Genomic DNA, 17920 nt, shown 5'->3' on the forward strand with positions numbered 1-17920 from the left:
AGGTTAGTCGGTGCAAAATAATCGTCATTATTCCAATAGCCATCGTTCATTGTTATGGGGATTAACCTGTTTCCTTTTAGCGCTTATTCTGCTTTCTGCTAATTGTGGTGCTTTAAACTTGTCTATCACGCATTTAATGAACATGCCATTAGATGATCCATTGTGGAATATTTGGCTCAATATTCGCATGCCAAGAATTATATTAGCAGTTGTTGTTGGTATGGCATTAGCGAGTTCCGGCGCGGTGATGCAAGGCTTGTTTAGGAACCCATTAGCCGATTCTGGCTTATTAGGTATCAGTAGTGGGGCGGCGTTAATGGTTGGGTTATCTATTTTGTTTCCAGCAATCTTTCCTCCTATTATGATGCTTTACGGTAAAATGGTGGCTGCTTTTGTAGGTAGCTTGTTGATTTGCTTATTGATTTATATTTATAGCTTAAACTCGCAATGTAACTTGGCTAAAATGGTTTTATTGGGTGTTGCCATTAATGCCATTATTGGCGCAATAATGGGATGTCTAAGCTATATAGGCGATGAAGTCCAATTACGACAAATCTCATTATGGTCTATGGGCAATTTGGGTAAAGGCTCGTGGGATCTGGTTTTTGTTGCAGTATCATTTATTGCTCCCGCTCTGTTTGCTGTTTTTAAGCTTTCTCATCATCTTAATATTCTTCAACTTGGCGATGAAGATGCACATTATTTAGGCATCAATGTGCAGCGAATAAAACGCTATTTATTATTGCTTTGTGCGGTGTTAATAGGAACATCGGTCGCAGTTAGTGGCATAATCGCTTTTGTTGGGTTAGTTGTTCCCCATATGATTCGATTAAAAGTGGGCGCCAATCATCGTTGGCTATTACCTGCATCAGCATTAGGTGGAGCTTGTTTATTATTGCTTGCTGATACATTTGCAAGGACATTAGTTGCGCCTACCGAAATTCCTGTTGGGCTTTTTACGAGTTTAATTGGTGGTCCTTATTTTCTGTGGCTAATTTTAAAACATAAATAATAGATGGAATCGATTATGTTAATTGCTGAACATTTGACTTTAAGTTATGCAAGCCGCACTTTAATTAATGACGTGTCTTTAACGATAAATGCCGGTGAAATTATGATTATTATTGGGCCAAACGGTGCCGGTAAATCAACACTCTTGCGCTTGTTAACTGGTTATCAAAAGCCATCTTCTGGAGAATGTTATTTATTTAATAGGCCACTATCACAATGGTCAGAAAAACAGTTGTCTCAAGTCAGAACGGTGATGTTGCAACAAAGCCAGTTAACGTTTCCATTTAAAGTAAAAGAAGTGGTTGCTATGGGGCGTTCACCTTATGGTAAAGTTGATTTTAATCAAGCCATGCAAGAAACAATGTTGCAAACGGATTGTTTAAAGTTGGCTGAGCGTGATTACCGTAGCTTATCGGGTGGGGAGCAGCAGCGTGTGCAGTTAGCTAGAGTTTTAGCTCAATTATGGCAACCCAAACCGACTGAAAAATTACTTTTTTTAGATGAACCCACCTCAGCGCTTGATTTATATCACCAACAACAGACCTTAAGATTATTAAAACAACTTGCTCATAAGCAGAAATTGGCGGTATGTTGTGTTTTGCATGATCTCAATTTAGCAGCATTATATGCTGATAAAATCTTATTAATTAATCAGGGTAAAATTGTTGAACAAGGTACACCTAAAGACGTTTTGACATCGGATAATATCCATCGCTGGTATGGGGTTGAGTTGGGTATTTATCATCACCCTGATAATTCTTGTGTCCCTCAAGTCTATTTAATGCCTTAAGAAAAATAAATAAACACTAATTGGTGACTCCATTTTAAGCTAGATTCAGTATATAATTTGCAAAAACAACAAATGGGATCGATAATGACTAATCAAAATAGTGTAAATTCTATTTCTGTTTCACATCTTCTAGAGGCTCAACCGGCTTTCTGCTGTCAGCTAGATGGTAAAGGCAGAGCAATACCGCTTAATGAACAGAGCACTCCTTCAGTTTCGCAACCATTTTGGATTCATTTAGATTTCGCTAAACAAGAAACCGTCAACTGGATAAATACCACAAATCTTGTGCCTGATTTGATTAAAAACGAGTTAGTAAAACCAAACCAAATATCCAAAGAAATTCGTTTTGAATCAGGGGTTTTAGTCGTGTTAAAAGGCGTTAACTTTATTCCTAATGAACTTCCCGATCCTATTGTTACTTTTCGTTTTTTTATTACTGATAACATGATCATTTCAACCCGACATCAAGAAATTGCGGCTATTGCGGAATTAAAAGATCATTTAGAACAAGGCATTGGACCGGTTGATGTGGCTGATTGGTTGATTCAAATGTCTGATTTAATTAGTGATCAAGTTAATCTGTCTTTTGATAGTGTTCATAATAAAATTATTAAGTTAGAAGATGCTGTGTTAAATCAACGTATCTTTTCTTATAAAGAAATAGGTCGAGTCCGTAAACAATTGATTGTCTTACGTCGATTATTATCGCCACAACGTGATATTTTTGTGAAGATTTCAACTGAACGGATATCATGGATTGATGATAATGATCGTCAGCGATTACACGATATTTCTTATCAACAAAACCATTATGTCTCTGATATTGATAGCTGTTTATTACGAATAGCCTCAATCATGGAGCAGATCAATAGCTTCTTGGCTGAATCGACCAATAAACGAATTTACTTAATGTCACTATTCACTATTATTTTTACGCCGATTACTTTTTTAACCAGTTTACTGGGGGTCAATTTAGCCGGTATTCCTTTTAGTGGGGAAGGGTGGTCTTTTGCTGGATTAATATTATTGCTTGTTGTCATTTGTATTGTTTCAGTCATTTGGCTTAAATATAAAAAGTGGTGGTAATTAGATTCATATTTTTAGAAAAATGAATAATAGCTTATACCTTTTGGAATTTTTAATGAACAATCATTCTTATGCAATCTAATCAGTCCTATCGCTTATTTATCGCTGAAAAACCTAGCTTAGCTCGGGCTATTGCTGATGTCTTACCTAAACCTCATCAAAAGGGCAATGGCTTTATTAAAGCAAGTAATGGCGATGTTGTGAGCTGGTGTATTGGGCATCTATTAGAGCAAGCCACTCCAGAAATCTATGATCCTCGTTATAAAAAATGGGCGATTAACGATTTACCTATCGTACCCGAACAATGGATATTAATGCCAAAAGACAATACCAAAAAGCAATTTAATATTCTGGTGGATCTGATTAAATCCGCCGATCAAATTGTACACGCAGGTGACCCAGACAGAGAAGGGCAGTTATTAGTTGATGAAGTCTTAAATTATTGTCAACTACCGCCAGATAAACGTAAAGCAATACAACGATGTTTGATTAGCGATTTAAATGCCAGCGCTGTTGAAAAGTCATTACAACAGTTGCGTAGTAATCAAGATTTTATCCCTTTATCCACTTCTGCATTAGCGAGGGCTCGAGCCGATTGGCTTTATGGCATTAATATGAGCCGGCTTTGTACTATTGTTGGGCAAAAAAATGGTTATCGCGGCGTATTATCAATAGGGCGAGTACAAACACCTATTTTAGGGTTAGTCGTTAGGCGTGATTTAGAGATAGCACAATTTGTACCCAAACCGTTTTATGAAGTATTTGCCGTGTTACAAACCAAAGATAATGAAATATTTAAAGCGAAATGGCAACCCAGCGAAGCTTGCTCGCCTTATCAGGATGAAGAAGGGCGCGTATTAGTTAAAAAATTAGCTGAAAATGTTTGTCAACGCATTAATAATCAATCTGGAACAATTGACAAAGTCAGTAATAAAAAGAAAGAACTAGCTCCACCCATGCCATTTAATTTATCGGCATTGCAAATTGAAATGGCCAAAAAAAATGGATTGAGTGCTCAAAATGTGCTCGATATTTGCCAATCGTTATATGAAAAACACAAATTAATTACCTATCCAAGGTCGGATTGTCGATTTTTACCTGAAGAGCATTTAAAACAAATTACAGGCGTAAAGTCCGCCATTGAAAATAATTGTCCTGAACTACAAACCGCTATTGGTGATGCTGATTTTGCATTACGTTCCAAGGCTTGGAATGATAAAAAAGTTGAAGCACACCACGCCATTATTCCAACGTTGCGCAAAGCTAGAATGGAAAACTTAACTGATAACGAAAAAGCAGTGTATCAAGTTGTGGCAACGCAATATTTAGCTCAATTTTACCCAACGTATAAATATGCTGAGTTGCAAATTGATGTTGATATTCAAGGCGGTAAATTTGTTTCTAAAGCTAACCAAATGCTTGACGAAGGTTGGAAGGTTTTGTTTAGAAGTAAAAATAATCAAGTTGAAGCCGATACAGATGGTAATGAAAGTAACGGTCTATTAACTCGATTAGTAAAAAAAGGCGAAACAGTGCAATGTATTGATACCGAGCTGGTTAGTAAAGAAACTCAACCGCCAAGACCGTTTACTGATGCAACATTATTGTCTGCAATGACGGGAATTGCCCGATTTGTTAAAGATCCTGAAATCAAAAAAATATTGCGTGAAACCGATGGACTAGGCACCGAAGCAACTAGAGCGGGCATTATTGAATTGTTATTTAAACGCCAGTTTTTAACTCGCCAAGGCAAGTTAATTCGCGCAACTGATGTGGGAAAAAATCTTATTTTATCACTTCCCGATATCATGTCGATGCCTGATATGACAGCGCATTGGGAATTACAATTAGACGAAATTAGTAAGAAAGCATTTTCATACCAGCAGTTTATGCATCAACTTAACTCGTCGCTGTTAGATCTTGTTAATCAGTTAAAAAATGCAAGGTTGAATATTCGAGCCTAGACGCTATATAAAAATAAGATGAGATATTATCATATCCATTTTGTCGATTAATACACTATATTAGCGCCAATTAATAATGTTATTAAGTTGCCGTTGGGCTATTTTTCTGGTTCCGTTATTTCGTCTATCATTGCGGCGTTCATGTTATTTTTATCTTTTATTATTTTGGCTAATTCGTTATTTGCTCTTTGTAAAAAGGCTTTGTCTTTTACAATTAAAAGATATGTTTTGAATCGTTTTATTGGGGTTAGTGCAAAGCGAAACAGTGCGATGATAATGATAAAAACAGTTAAAATAGCAACAATAATATTAATTATCAAAGAAGAGCTAAAGATTGTGACTATATTAGAAAACAAGATAACAAAGGCAAATATAAATGCCGTACCACTAAGTATAACTTCTTTAATTAAATAAGGTTTAAGTGGTATTATGTGATTTTTTGTTATACTAAAATAGTGTGTTAATGAATCTAGCTGAGTCAGTTCAATAATGTTATGAACGTCAGCGTTAATTAGCGAAATAGCGATACGTTCTTTATTTATACCCCCTGCTTTATAAAAGCAAACTTTGTTCCATATAAGTTTCTTTTTAATATTATTTAAAAATTCTGTTTTATATTGAGGGTGAGGTGTCTTTTCCAAAATATCGGTATATTTAATAATATTGTCAAAACCATCATTTTGAGGGCGTTTTTTATACATAAATGCGATAAAGGAAAGCACAAAAATAATGATCAAATTGAACCAATTATCATGGAGTAATTCCGAAATTTCCATTTAAAATATTCTCACTAATTAATCGTGCTGTGATTGTAACCTATATTAGGTAAGTGAGGTATCAATTCTATATTAAAATGAAGGTAAAAATAGCGATAAGTGCTGTTTTTTTATAATTGTTCTCCTCTTTTTTGTTTTATGGGTTGACTTCTTTTTCAGAAAAGCGTATAAAATGCCCGCCTTTAAAGCTTTTCTTCCTTTTTTAGCTATTATGGAAGTTAAAAATGAGGGTGAAGGAAAGTTAAAATATAAAGTGAAGAGTTCAATTTACAGGAGAAATATGGACACTCAATCGGGTCACCCCAAAATGAGGGGAGACAATTTTAAACACATCATTATCGGTTAATGAACCTGTCTAAATCACCATTTTTTCAGTTCACAAGCCGAAATTGATAAAACGGTAATGGTGAACGATATGCATTTTTTTACACGCTATCACACAAACTCAAAACATCAATGCGCACAAAGCTTAATGTTGCGTGTTTTACATCTTTCAGAAAAACATTTAGAACCACCGAGTTGTATCTAAATTCTTAATTAACTCTATTTGCTAATTAAATTTAATGCTCAGCACTAGCTATACAAAATAGCTTTACGGGCTAGTTTTGCTATGCAATAAAATTTTAGCTCATCATAAAATTTAATAACTTATCGTTACTTGGTAACAATGAGTTGGCATACCTTTGTCAAAATTATGAATATAGGTACTCGAGATGACAAAAACTACATCAAAAAATAAAGCACAAAATAGTGCAGATATTAAAGCTATCAATGAGGCACAAAGCAGCCTTGATAGTATTTTATCTAAATTCCAATCTAGCCTTTCAGGATTAACACAAGAAAGTGCTAAATCGAGAATTGAACAATATGGTAAAAACGAAGTCGCACGTGAAAAAGTACCCTCAATTCTAGTGCAATTATTAATGGCATTTAATAACCCATTTATATTTGTATTATTAGCATTAGCTAGTGTCAGTTTTGTGACCGATTTTTGGTTGCCTTTGCAAAATGGTGAAGAAACTGATTTAACTGGGATTATTATTATCCTAACCATGGTATCGCTTAGTGGATTATTACGTTTTTGGCAGGAGTTTAGATCAAACAAAGCGGCTGAAGCCTTAAAATCAATGATTCGCACAACAGCAACCGTGTTGCGTCGTGCACATAAAGATATGACTCCAGAGCGCATTGAAATTCCATTAAGTGAAATAGTTCCGGGGGATATTGTTTATTTATCAGCAGGCGACATGATCCCAGCGGATATCCGATTAATTGAATCTAGGGATTTATTTGTTAGCCAAGCAGTACTTACTGGCGAATCCATTCCTGTTGAAAAGTATGACACCTTAGGTGCAGTAACGCAAAAAACGACCGATAATATCGAAAAATCAGATCTTAACAAAGATAATGTGCTTGATGTTAATAACATCTGTTTTATGGGGACTAACGTTGTCAGTGGAACCGCAACAGCTATCGTGGTTGCAACCGGTGCTGATACGCATTTTGGCTCATTAGCAAAATCAATTGTTGGATCGCGTGCTGAAACTTCATTTGATCGTGGTGTTAATAGTGTTAGTTGGTTGCTTATTCGCTTTATGCTAATCATGGTGCCAATTGTCTTTTTTATTAATGGCTTTTCAAAAAACGATTGGGGCGATGCGGCACTCTTTGCATTAGCCGTTGCTGTTGGTTTAACGCCTGAAATGTTACCAATGATCGTCAGTGCTAACCTAGCCAAAGGTGCCGTTGGTATGGCAAAACGTAAAGTTGTCGTTAAACGACTTAACGCTATCCAAAATTTTGGTGCGATGGATATTTTATGTACCGATAAAACAGGTACCTTAACGCAAGATAAAATCATTTTAGAACATCACCTTGATATAAAGGGGCAAGTTGATTCCTCTGTTTTAGAACTCGCTTGGCTTAACAGCTATTATCAAAGTGGTATGAAAAACTTAATGGATAAAGCGATCATCCGTTTTACCGAAGAAAAAACCAATATGAAAAAGGTGGGTGTTGGTTTATACAAAAAAATTGATGAGTTACCATTTGATTTTGTACGTCGTCGTTTATCGGTAGTTGTGCAAAATGGCAGTGATAACCATTTGATGATTTGTAAAGGTGCAGTTGAAGAAATGCTATCTATTGCTAGTCATGTTTATGAAAATGGCGAATACTTACCGTTAGACGATAAACGCAAACAAGCGTTAATTGCACTTGCCCATGACTACAACAAAGATGGTTTTAGAGTGTTAGCGGTTGGTATAAAAGACATTCCTGCTAGCGAAACAAAAGAACAATACACAGTACAAGACGAAACAGCACTTGCTATTCGTGGCTTTTTAACCTTTTTAGATCCACCAAAAGAAAGCGCTTTCGAGGCAATTTCAGCATTGAATGAACATGGTGTCGGCGTTAAAGTCTTAACCGGTGATAACGAAATCATCACCATCAAAGTGTGTCGAGAAGTTGGTTTAGAGCCTGGTATTCCACTGCTTGGTGCTGAAATTGAAAAAATGGATGATGCTGAGCTCAAAACACAAATTGAACAACGTACTATTTTTGCTAAATTAACTCCACTGCAAAAATCGCGAATTATCCGATTATTGCAAGATAACGGTCATACCGTTGGCTTTTTAGGGGATGGCATAAACGATGCACCGGCACTGCGCGATGCTGATGTAGGGATTTCGGTCGATACTGCAACTGATATTGCCAAAGAATCTGCCGATATTATTCTGCTTGAAAAGAGTCTAATGGTATTAGAAGAAGGTGTAATATGCGGCCGCGAAACTTTTGGTAATATTATGAAATATCTAAATATGACCGCAAGTTCGAATTTTGGTAATATTTTCTCAGTATTAGTGGCTAGTGCGTTTCTACCGTTTTTGCCTATGCTAGCGATACATTTACTTATTCAAAACTTACTGTATGATATTTCTCAACTCTCATTACCATGGGACAAAATGGACGATGAGTTTTTACAAAAACCACGCAAATGGGATGCGCTAAATATTAGACGTTTTATGATTTGGATTGGACCAACATCGTCTATTTTTGATATCACAACTTATGCACTAATGTGGTTTGTATTTAGTGCAAACAGTATTGAAGCGCAATCGCTGTTTCATTCAGGCTGGTTTATTGAAGGGTTATTGTCACAAACATTGGTGGTGCACATGCTTAGAACACAAAAAATTCCATTTGTGCAAAGCACCGCGGCATTTCCTGTTATTGTGATGACAATGTTAATTATGGCTGTGGGGATTTATATTCCGTTTTCTTCACTGGGTGGATTAATTGGTTTACAACCATTACCTTGGTCATATTTTCCATGGCTTTTAGCAACCCTATTTAGTTATTGCTGTGTTGCTCAGTTGATGAAACGGATTTATATTAAACGCTTCGGTCAATGGTTTTAATTTAACCATAATACAGCGTATTACCAATAATGCTAAGCGATATCAACGTCGCTTAGCAATTTTAAAATTTATATAGTAAAAGTTATTAAAAATTAATTTATTAACCATATAATTATAACAAAAAAGGAAATAATCTATGAAAACACCACATAAAAATTTAATTATGTTAATCAAAAGCCGAAAACAAAAAAAAGCTCAAGAACAATTAAGAAATTAAAACCAAAATGGTGAATACAAACAATTAGGTTAACAGATAATAAAAACCCCAGTTATTGGGGTTTTTATTTGTGTTAGTTTTAAGTGATAACAAGTCTATTAATTAAAATGTTTACAAGTGGTACTTGATTATAAATTTAAATGAGTATCAGATGCTTTTCTTAAAATTTCATAAATTTCATCTTTAATTTTAAGTTTTTGTTTTTTTAGTGCCTCTATCGTTTCGGTAGTGTTGACAATAATTCCAGATTCAATGTTTTTAATTTTTTGATCGAGCTCATTATGTTGATCAAACAATTTTTGAAAACGTAAATCGGTATTTTTTAATTTAGAAATGATTTCTCGATATTCTGGAAACATAGTGCCTCCTTATATAGGCTAGATAGAATAATAACAATAGCAGCTATTGCTAATTCAGAATACAATATTATAAGCCATTTTAATAGAGAAATTGTTTTATAGCATAATTGTTCCTATAACAGATTTGCTCCTATAACAATGCAATTTTTATCATAAAATTAATAAGGGGTTAATTTATGAGTGAATCGATTGTAATTGCCAAAAGCCAAGGTAAAGATTTATCTATTATAGCTGCATTAGCTAATCGTCATGGTTTAATTACTGGCGCAACGGGTACTGGCAAAACTGTTACATTACAAAAAATGGCCGAAGGTTTTTCAAAAATAGGTGTGCCGGTCTTTCTTGCTGATGTTAAAGGTGATCTAACAGGAATAGGTGAAAAGGGTATATTATCTGACAAACTACAAGCCCGCTTAGCTAGCATTGAGGTTGATAACTGGCAACCAGATTCGTCACCAATTGAACTATGGGATGTCTTTGCTGAAAAAGGAATACCTGTTCGCAGTACCGTATCAGATATAGGACCGATTTTACTTGGTCGATTACTTGATTTAAATGACGTTCAAGCAGGCGTGTTACAGTTGGCATTTAAAATTGCGGATGATAACGGCTTACTATTAATTGATTTCAAAGATCTTCGAGCATTAATTCAATTTGTAGGCGATAACGCCAAAAAATTTACTACACAATACGGAAACATTTCGCTATCGTCAATTGGTGCAATCCAACGCGGATTGTTAACACTCGAACAACAAGGTGCCGAATTCTTCTTTGGAGAACCCATGCTTGATATCCAAGATTTAATTCACGTTAATTCTGAAGGTCATGGCATAGTTAACATATTATCGGCCAATAAATTATATAACTCGCCTAAATTATATTCAGTTTTTTTATTATGGTTATTGTCAGAACTTTTTGAACATTTGCCAGAAGTTGGTGATCTTGACAAACCTAAACTTGTCTTCTTTTTTGACGAAGCTCACTTACTTTTTAATGATATTTCGCCTGCATTATTAGAAAAAATAGAACAAGTGGTGCGTTTAATTCGCTCTAAAGGTGTAGGCATTTATTTTGCCTCGCAAAATCCAAACGATATTCCCGACACGGTTTTAGGGCAATTAGGTAATCGTGTACAGCATGCTTTACGCGCATTTACCCCTAAAGACCAAAAGGCTGTAAAAACAGCAGCCCAAACCATGCGTGCTAACCCAAGCTTTGATACCGAAAAAGCAATCATGGAGCTCGGTGTTGGCGAAGCACTTATTTCGTTTTTAGATGAAAAAGGTCGCCCAAACATGGTTGAACGAGGCTATATTATTGCTCCAAGTTCCAAAATGGGGGCAATGTCGCCAGATAATCAATCATCTATTATGCATCAATCTCATTTTTACAATAAATATGCGCAGAGCTTAGATCGACAATCGGCTTATGAAATATTAAAAGATGGATTTTCATTAGATGGCATGCGTAACCAAAATGCCAATAATAGTGCCCAAAAAAGTGATGATAATATCAATAAACAAAATAATGGTGGATTGCTTAATTTTCTAAGTACGCTGCTTTTTGGCTCTAAAGGTCCCAAAGGTGGGCAACATGATGGCATTACCCAACAAATAGCCAAAAGCGCAACAAGACAAGTTGTTAATCAAATAGGCAAACAGATCACCCGTGGCATATTGGGTGGCTTAAAAAAATAGTTAAACTAAATTTATAGCTTAAAATATCAGTAAAGTAGGAGAATTTTAATGTTAAAAATGTTTATTGAATGGTACAAAAAGCGCTTTAGTGATCCGCATGTTGTATCGTTAATGGCGGTTATTATTGGTTTATTTATTATAATCTATTTTTTCAATAAAATTCTTCTGCCTGTTTTTATTGCTATTGTGCTTTCTTATTTGCTTGATAGTCCGGTTAACTTTTTACACAAAAAAAATATTCCAAGAACACTATCTGTTGTGATCGTTTTACTGCTTTTTATCATGGTGGTATTGGTCGGATTTATGATCTTATTGCCGCTAATTTGGCAACAAAGTATCAGCTTGATCACCAATATTCCAAACATGCTAAATTTTGCTAATAATTTTTTAACCACATTGCCTGAACACTATCCCGAATTAATCGATGTCGGCTTATTCGATTCGGTGCTTCAAGGTATTACTGAAAAAGTTGTACAAACGGGTAATTCATTACTGCAGTTTTCAATTGTCTCTTTATTAGGGTTAGTTTCTGTTGCGATTAATGCAGTATTAATACCAATTATGATGTTCTTTTTATTAAAAGATAAAGCCAAAATATGGGGATATTGCTCAAAAATCTTACCTAAAAACCGCACAATTCTAAATAAAGTTGCTATTGAAATGGATATGCAAATATCCAATTATATTGTTGGCAATGTACTACATATTATTATTTTAACGATTTGTGTTTATATTCCTTTTTGGTATTTTGGCTTAGATTATGGGCTCTTATTAGCAGTGATTGTTGGCTTATCTGTATTGGTGCCTTATGTGGGTATTATTATTTCAAGTATCCCCGTTGTCCTTATAGCACTCTTTCAATGGGGATTCACTGCTCAATTTGGTTATTTATTGTTTTTCTATATTCTAATACAAGCGTTAGACGGCAACTTACTCGTGCCTTGTTTATTTTCTGAAAAACTCAATTTGCATCCATTAGTTATTATTTTAGCTGTGATTGTATTTGGTGGTTTATGGGGATTTTGGGGAATATTTTTTGCAATACCATTAGCGACATTAGTCAAAGCAATCATAAATGCTTGGCCAAAACAGGACGAATTAAATAACGCAAATGGTGAATTAAAAGCAGATTAATGGCTAATCTGCTTTTATTCAAAGTAATTATTTAGCGTGTTTTTTAAGATAATCTAAAACCACTTCATGATGATTAGCTGTTTTAAAATCATCAAATACTTTTTCGATTTTTCCGTCTTTACTAATTAAAAAGCTAATACGGTGAATACCATCATAGGTTTTTCCCATAAACTCTTTTTCGCCCCAAGTACCAAATGCTTGGGCGACTTCGTGATTTTCGTCAGAAAGTAATGTAAAATTTAACAGCTCTTTTTCAATAAATCGAGATAGCTTTTCAGGTTTGTCTGTACTAATACCAAGGATCACAACATTATACTTTTTTAATTCATCAGAACAATCGCGTAAATTACATGCTTGTACAGTGCAACCCGGGGTCATTGCTTTTGGGTAAAAATAAATTAAAACACGGTGACCTTTAAAGTCCTTCAAGCTTACTAGCTCCCCATCTTGGTCTGGCAACGAAAACTGAGGTGCTTTTTCACCTTCTTTAAGTGGATTAACCATATGATTATTACCTATTTTAATAGTTTAATTTTCTCTTTGGATATATAAAACAGTGCCATATTTTTAAGCTAAGTTACTAAAAAAACGACTTGCAGCCTCAATTGTGTGATTGATCTCTTTATCTGTATGTTTAAGTGACATGAATCCCGCTTCGAAAGCTGACGGTGCAAAATAAACACCTTCCGTTAGCATATGATGATAGAATTTTTTGAATAATTCAACATCACACCGCATCACATCTTGATAACTGGTCACTTCGGAAGCAGTTGTAAAAAATACCCCAAACATCGCCCCTGCATAATTCACCACTAATGGCACATTATACTTTTTAGCTGCTGCTAATAAACCATCGGCAAGTGCTGCAGTTTTATTTTCTAGCTCCTGATATATACCGACTTCCATCAACTTCGTTAACGTTGCATATCCAGCTGCCATTGCAACAGGATTACCTGAAAGGGTCCCGGCTTGGTATATTGGACCCGTTGGCGCTAGTTGCATCATAATATCCGCACGACCACCAAATGCCCCAACAGGCATACCGCCACCAATAATTTTTCCTAAACAAGTCAAATCGGGCACTACATCATAATAATCTTGAGCACCACCAAGCGCGACTCTAAACCCCGTCATCACTTCATCAATAATCAATAAAGCACCATACTGATTACAAAGTTCACGCAATCCTTGCAAAAACTCTTTTTTGGCAGGTACACAGTTCATATTGCCGGCAACAGGTTCAATAATAATGGCAGCAATATCGTTAGGATATTGCTCAAATTGCTTTTTGACTGACTCTAAATTGTTATAATCACAAACTAAGGTATGCTTAACAAAATCGTTAGGTACACCAGGAGAAGTTGGGTGACCAAACGTAAGCGCACCAGATCCTGCTTTAACTAACAAATAGTCGGCATGTCCGTGATAGCAACCCTCAAATTTAATAATCTTATCGCGCCCTGTAAAACCACGAGCAACACGAATGGCGCTCATAGTAGCCTCGGTTCCCGAATTTACCATTCTCACCATTTCAATAGAAGGCATTAATTGTGTCACTAAATTGGCAACTTTGGTTTCAATTTCGGTTGGTGCTCCATAACTTAAACCATTACGCACCGCATTAATTACCGCATTGGCAACATCGGGATCGTTATGCCCAAGGATCATCGGCCCCCAAGAACCGACATAATCAATATAAGCTTTATTATCCACATCATAAATATATGCACCGTTTGCGCGCTCAATAAATAAAGGCGTACCACCTACACCATTAAATGCACGAACAGGTGAATTAACGCCACCAGGCATAACGGATAGTGCTTGATGATAAAGCTTTTCTGATTTGAAATTGTTTTGCATAACTGAGATGATCTCTCTATAAAAATTTGTTGTATTTATTCATAAAATCAAAATAAATTCAAGCCAACTAACAAAATTTATTCGATAGAAGTTTTCTATTTTGTATTTTCATTTAGCAAGGGTATATAATACAAAGATCAATATATTAGGAGAAGAATATGAGCGATGCTTTACCAATCAACTTTACTGATGCAGCAGCCAATAAAGTAAAATCATTAGTAACAGAAGAAGAAAACCCAAACTTAAAATTAAGGGTGTACATAACTGGTGGTGGCTGTAGTGGATTTCAGTATGGGTTTACTTTCGATGAAAAAGTAAATGAAGATGATCTCGCTATCGAAAAAAATGGCGTATCACTAGTTATCGATCCCATGAGCTTACAATATCTCGTTGGTGGCACAATCGATTATGTAGAAGGCTTACAAGGTTCTCGCTTTGTGGTTGATAATCCTAATGCAACAACAACGTGTGGTTGTGGCTCATCTTTTAGTGTTTAAGTCATATTTAAGTTTTTTAGAACGCTAATAATTATTGTTAAGCAACACATCAGAATTTTTAACTGTTAAGTGGGATAGGTGAATAAACCCACAAAATGTGACAAACATTGAGCAGTTAGATAATAATTTAAATTTTTTTGTTGACGGCAAATTTAAGATGGGTAAAATGCACAGCATTCAAAACGCAATTACCTTTCGGTAGTAAGTTTTGAGCCCGGGTGGTGAAATCGGTAGACACAAGGGATTTAAAATCCCTCGGCCTTTTTGGCCGTGCGAGTTCAAGTCTCGCCCCGGGCACCATTAAACAAACACCTCTTACGCGGGAATAGCTCAGTTGGTAGAGCACGACCTTGCCAAGGTCGGGGTCGCGAGTTCGAACCTCGTTTCCCGCTCCAATATAAAATCGATCTTAGTTCATTAGAATTTATAAAACAAGTTATATCAATGTTTAAATGTGATTTTACTTTCCAAGATAGAACAGAGTAATTCAGTGATACTCAAAAAATTAGCCCACAATTCATACCAAACAATTTCTAAGTTTTTGGGTATGTAATAATTTAGCAATAGGAAAACGCCGAGTTGTTTACACTTCATGATTAAAATAATCCTTTAAAAACGCATAAGGCGTTTTTCCTGAAATCGCCTTATGCGATTTAACGCTATTATAATAGTTAATAGATCGCTTAAGTTTTGTTGCCTATCTTTTGAATTGTTAAATATTGGTTGATGATGCCACATCGCAATTCAAAGTTCGTATCACTCTTTCCGCTTTGCCATTCGTTTGTGGGCAGGCTGGTTTGGTAAATTTTTGATTGATATTATAGTTTATTACCTGTTTTAACAAATAGGTGTTTACTTGTGCCTTGATATTCACGTCCATTATCGGAATAAATACATTAAATAGTATATTATTCTTCATCAATAAAATTTATTAACTCATTAAATTTAAAATAATTTCACGTTGAAACGGTATAGACTCCTGAATATTTTTAACAAAAATTGTGCTTTTTTAATAAAGAAATACTTTGTTTTATTGCTAACTATGTATAACTATAAGAAATTTAAAGATTAATTGGTAGAATAAAAAAGCGTCATATTCTTTATCTTATTTTTAATATTAATTTAATAAAAACAATGTATTATAAAATAATTGTTATTTTAAGAATAATTAAAAAAGTTGGTAGAAATTTAAACTAAAATATTTTAATTATAAAACAAAATGTTATAATTGGTCTGTTCCCTATGCACATAGGGATAAACCGCAGATCGTCCTTATGCTGGTGGCGGTAAGATAGAATCTAAATCTAAAGTAATGAGAAAAATTTCGTTTGAAATTGATGAAATTCAATATGAAGAATTAGAAGATATTGCAATAAAAAATAAACGTGCAAAGTTGCCTTTAAAAACAATATCTGATTTACTGCGGTTGGCTGTAAATGCTTTCTTAATAAAGCACAATAAAACTTAATAATATTAACCAACGATTATAAGGAATTTATATGAAAAAGATACTAATATTAATTACTACTATGTTTTTATTCGGATGTAATGAGAAGACATATACTGTTTCTGACTTTGAAAATAACAAAGAACTACGAGATGAATATAATAAAAAATGTCAAAATGGCGAAATTGATGGAGATAGTCTAAACTGTAAAAATGTATTTGATGCATTAATAAGTATAGAAACACCAAAACACAACCCTCACGCGTGGGATTAATTTTATCATATTTTTAAATCTCTATCTGTGATAAGTTTATAGACTTGCTAATCTGATTCTTATTCATCTGTTCCCTATGCATATAGGGATAAACCGCACGAATGATGTTGATGTAAATACCCCAAACTTAGTACACAACTCACGTAGAAAATTAAGCTGCCTGTTTTAATGTTTTATACTCAATCGGTGTCATGTTATTTAATGCCTCATGTGGTCTTTCGGTATTATAAATCGTTAACCATTCTTCGGTTATTCTCCTTGCTTGTGCTAAGTTGTTAAAAAGATATAAATCAAGTACTTCAGTACGATAGGTACGATTAAATCGTTCAATATAGCCATTTTGATAAGGGCTACCGGGCTCTATAATAATCAATGGTTATATCATGCGATTTAGCCCAGTTTATAAAGGTTTTTCCTGTAAATTCTGGTCCATTATCGACTCGTATTTTTAATGGATACCCATGATATTCGGCCAGTTTATCTAAATAACGGATAACTCTCCCTGCCGGTAAGCTTACTGCAATATCAATGCCTAGCGCCTCACGATTAAAGTCATCGATGACATTGAATGTCCTAAAGCGACGCTGATTACGACTACTATCACTCATAAAATCCATTGACCAGCATTCACCTTGTTTATTAGGAACCAATAGCTTTTCTGGTGTTCTTGGGGGGATACGTTTTTTACGCTTTACCCTGAGATTAAGTTTCAACTCACAATACACCCGATACACACGTTTATGATTCCATTTATAGCCAAGCTTTTTGATACGATTAAAGCATTTAGGAAAGCCCCAGCGTAAATGCCGGTCTGTGATAGCATTCAACATCGAAATAATCACCGAATCATCCAGTAACTTGGGTTAATAATAGTAAGCACAACGGCTTAAGCCAACAATGGCACAACTCATAGCAATAGTAACTAAATGATTTTGTTGTAGTTGCTGTGCCTACGTTTTACGTGCCTTTGTGGGCACTAAAGCTTTTTTATAATTTCTTCCTGAAGCTGGGATTTTAAGCTCAGTTCGGCAAACATCTGCTTAAGCTTGCGGTTTTCGGCCTCCAACTCCTTTAAGCGTTTGATGTCCGAAGTTTCCATTCCGCCGTATTTTTCCCGCCATTTATAGAAAGTTGAATTCCTCATGCCCTATTTACGGCAGAGCTCCTTGACAGGAATACTGGCTTCAGCTTCTTTTAAAATAGATGCAATCTGATGTTCAGTCATTTTTTTCATAATTAAATCCCCTTTACTTTTATCATAGAGAACTTTTTCTTTTTTTACTGTGCTATTTTAGGGAATAGCTAAAAATGTGGGGGATTAAAGTGTTTTCGATAATTTGCACGCATAATGCGAGCGATTTTTTAAGTAATAATTAATCGTATTTT

15 protein-coding genes, 2 tRNA genes and 1 pseudogene are annotated in these 17920 nt (G+C 35.0%); 12 read left to right on the top strand and 6 right to left on the bottom strand.

What is annotated here, in order from left to right:
- Positions 1 to 10 precede the first annotated feature (10 nt).
- The 4 genes from GYX25_RS02060 (at position 11) to GYX25_RS02075 (ending at position 4851) form a co-directional block, all read left to right on the top strand.
- Positions 11 to 1012 carry a FecCD family ABC transporter permease gene (locus GYX25_RS02060; RefSeq protein ID WP_342211580.1) on the top strand — a complete coding sequence of 334 codons (1002 nt, stop codon included), beginning with the start codon at positions 11 to 13 and terminating at the stop codon, positions 1010 to 1012.
- A gap of 3 nt (positions 1013 to 1015) precedes the next feature.
- Complete coding sequence (locus tag GYX25_RS02065) at positions 1016 to 1801, top strand: heme ABC transporter ATP-binding protein (protein ID WP_091349715.1); 786 nt, start codon at positions 1016 to 1018, stop codon at positions 1799 to 1801.
- An 84-nt stretch (positions 1802 to 1885) separates the two neighbouring features.
- Positions 1886 to 2887 (top strand): zinc transporter ZntB, encoded by a 1002-nt coding sequence (gene zntB / locus GYX25_RS02070; protein WP_167349336.1) that lies wholly within the window; start codon positions 1886 to 1888, stop codon positions 2885 to 2887.
- Positions 2888 to 2958: 71 nt separating this feature from the next.
- A complete protein-coding gene (locus tag GYX25_RS02075) occupies positions 2959 to 4851 on the top strand; it encodes a DNA topoisomerase III (RefSeq protein ID WP_174786564.1) in 1893 nt (630 codons plus the stop codon).
- 98 nt (positions 4852 to 4949) lie between these two features.
- On the opposite strand, the gene GYX25_RS02080 is transcribed toward GYX25_RS02075, so the two are convergent.
- Entirely contained in the window at positions 4950 to 5627 is a 678-nt protein-coding gene (locus GYX25_RS02080) for a hypothetical protein (protein WP_091349726.1), read from the bottom strand.
- A 713-nt stretch (positions 5628 to 6340) separates the two neighbouring features.
- Here GYX25_RS02080 and mgtA point away from each other — a divergent pair.
- A complete protein-coding gene (gene mgtA / locus GYX25_RS02085; protein ID WP_091349730.1) occupies positions 6341 to 9049 on the top strand; it encodes a magnesium-translocating P-type ATPase in 2709 nt (902 codons plus the stop codon).
- A 345-nt stretch (positions 9050 to 9394) separates the two neighbouring features.
- Here mgtA and GYX25_RS02090 read toward each other — a convergent pair whose 3' ends face one another.
- Positions 9395 to 9625 (bottom strand): YdcH family protein, encoded by a 231-nt coding sequence (locus GYX25_RS02090; protein WP_065582975.1) that lies wholly within the window; start codon positions 9623 to 9625, stop codon positions 9395 to 9397.
- 176 nt (positions 9626 to 9801) lie between these two features.
- Between GYX25_RS02090 and GYX25_RS02095 the strand changes: the two genes are divergently transcribed.
- The gene (locus tag GYX25_RS02095) at positions 9802 to 11322 is read left to right on the top strand and encodes a helicase HerA-like C-terminal domain-containing protein (RefSeq protein WP_091349734.1); all 1521 of its coding nucleotides are present in this window, start codon (positions 9802 to 9804) and stop codon (positions 11320 to 11322) included.
- 48 nt (positions 11323 to 11370) lie between these two features.
- Positions 11371 to 12456, top strand: a complete 1086-nt coding sequence (locus GYX25_RS02100) for an AI-2E family transporter (RefSeq protein WP_091349738.1) — start codon at positions 11371 to 11373, stop codon at positions 12454 to 12456.
- Between the two features lie 27 nt (positions 12457 to 12483).
- Here GYX25_RS02100 and bcp read toward each other — a convergent pair whose 3' ends face one another.
- Both bcp and hemL read right to left on the bottom strand, forming a co-directional pair.
- Positions 12484 to 12960: a thioredoxin-dependent thiol peroxidase gene (bcp, locus tag GYX25_RS02105; RefSeq protein WP_174786565.1), complete on the bottom strand. Its 477-nt coding sequence runs from the start codon at positions 12958 to 12960 to the stop codon at positions 12484 to 12486.
- Positions 12961 to 13023: 63 nt separating this feature from the next.
- Complete coding sequence (gene hemL, locus GYX25_RS02110) at positions 13024 to 14316, bottom strand: glutamate-1-semialdehyde 2,1-aminomutase (protein WP_091349746.1); 1293 nt, start codon at positions 14314 to 14316, stop codon at positions 13024 to 13026.
- A 158-nt stretch (positions 14317 to 14474) separates the two neighbouring features.
- Between hemL and erpA the strand changes: the two genes are divergently transcribed.
- The 3 genes from erpA to GYX25_RS02125 all read left to right on the top strand — a co-directional run bounded on the left by erpA (position 14475) and on the right by GYX25_RS02125 (position 15208).
- Positions 14475 to 14813, top strand: a complete 339-nt coding sequence (erpA, locus tag GYX25_RS02115; RefSeq protein WP_034914816.1) for an iron-sulfur cluster insertion protein ErpA — start codon at positions 14475 to 14477, stop codon at positions 14811 to 14813.
- Between the two features lie 212 nt (positions 14814 to 15025).
- Positions 15026 to 15113 (top strand) — tRNA-Leu (locus GYX25_RS02120).
- A 19-nt stretch (positions 15114 to 15132) separates the two neighbouring features.
- Positions 15133 to 15208, top strand: a tRNA-Gly gene (locus GYX25_RS02125).
- A gap of 317 nt (positions 15209 to 15525) precedes the next feature.
- Here GYX25_RS02125 and GYX25_RS11120 read toward each other — a convergent pair.
- The gene (locus GYX25_RS11120; protein ID WP_238785945.1) at positions 15526 to 15732 is read right to left on the bottom strand and encodes a hypothetical protein; all 207 of its coding nucleotides are present in this window, start codon (positions 15730 to 15732) and stop codon (positions 15526 to 15528) included.
- Positions 15733 to 16125: 393 nt separating this feature from the next.
- Here GYX25_RS11120 and GYX25_RS11125 point away from each other — a divergent pair, with 393 nt between their 5' ends.
- Together GYX25_RS11125 and GYX25_RS02130 are read left to right on the top strand one after the other, a co-directional pair.
- Positions 16126 to 16281 (top strand): hypothetical protein, encoded by a 156-nt coding sequence (locus GYX25_RS11125; protein ID WP_238785946.1) that lies wholly within the window; start codon positions 16126 to 16128, stop codon positions 16279 to 16281.
- Between the two features lie 31 nt (positions 16282 to 16312).
- Positions 16313 to 16534, top strand: coding sequence for an EexN family lipoprotein (locus GYX25_RS02130; protein ID WP_091346844.1), 222 nt, complete (start codon positions 16313 to 16315; stop codon positions 16532 to 16534).
- A gap of 151 nt (positions 16535 to 16685) precedes the next feature.
- Here GYX25_RS02130 and GYX25_RS02135 read toward each other — a convergent pair.
- Positions 16686 to 17768, bottom strand: a pseudogene (locus GYX25_RS02135) (IS3 family transposase).
- Positions 17769 to 17920 lie beyond the last annotated feature (152 nt).

Source organism: Gilliamella sp. ESL0254 (assembly GCF_013344985.1).
Lineage (GTDB): Bacteria > Pseudomonadota > Gammaproteobacteria > Enterobacterales > Orbaceae > Gilliamella > Gilliamella bombicola.

Bases quoted from the DNA above. Each gene is read 5' to 3' on its own strand.
- GYX25_RS02065 (WP_091349715.1), top strand. From the start codon at position 1,016: ATGGAATCGATTATGTTAATTGCTGAACATTTGACTTTAAGTTATGCA.
- zntB (WP_167349336.1), top strand. From the start codon at position 1,886: ATGACTAATCAAAATAGTGTAAATTCTATTTCTGTTTCACATCTTCTA.
- GYX25_RS02075 (WP_174786564.1), top strand. From the start codon at position 2,959: ATGCAATCTAATCAGTCCTATCGCTTATTTATCGCTGAAAAACCTAGC.
- GYX25_RS02080 (WP_091349726.1), bottom strand. From the start codon at position 5,627: ATGGAAATTTCGGAATTACTCCATGATAATTGGTTCAATTTGATCATT.
- mgtA (WP_091349730.1), top strand. From the start codon at position 6,341: ATGACAAAAACTACATCAAAAAATAAAGCACAAAATAGTGCAGATATT.
- GYX25_RS02090 (WP_065582975.1), bottom strand. From the start codon at position 9,625: ATGTTTCCAGAATATCGAGAAATCATTTCTAAATTAAAAAATACCGAT.
- GYX25_RS02095 (WP_091349734.1), top strand. From the start codon at position 9,802: ATGAGTGAATCGATTGTAATTGCCAAAAGCCAAGGTAAAGATTTATCT.
- GYX25_RS02100 (WP_091349738.1), top strand. From the start codon at position 11,371: ATGTTAAAAATGTTTATTGAATGGTACAAAAAGCGCTTTAGTGATCCG.
- bcp (WP_174786565.1), bottom strand. From the start codon at position 12,960: ATGGTTAATCCACTTAAAGAAGGTGAAAAAGCACCTCAGTTTTCGTTG.
- hemL (WP_091349746.1), bottom strand. From the start codon at position 14,316: ATGCAAAACAATTTCAAATCAGAAAAGCTTTATCATCAAGCACTATCC.
- erpA (WP_034914816.1), top strand. From the start codon at position 14,475: ATGAGCGATGCTTTACCAATCAACTTTACTGATGCAGCAGCCAATAAA.
- GYX25_RS11120 (WP_238785945.1), bottom strand. From the start codon at position 15,732: ATGAAGAATAATATACTATTTAATGTATTTATTCCGATAATGGACGTG.
- GYX25_RS11125 (WP_238785946.1), top strand. From the start codon at position 16,126: ATGAGAAAAATTTCGTTTGAAATTGATGAAATTCAATATGAAGAATTA.
- GYX25_RS02130 (WP_091346844.1), top strand. From the start codon at position 16,313: ATGAAAAAGATACTAATATTAATTACTACTATGTTTTTATTCGGATGT.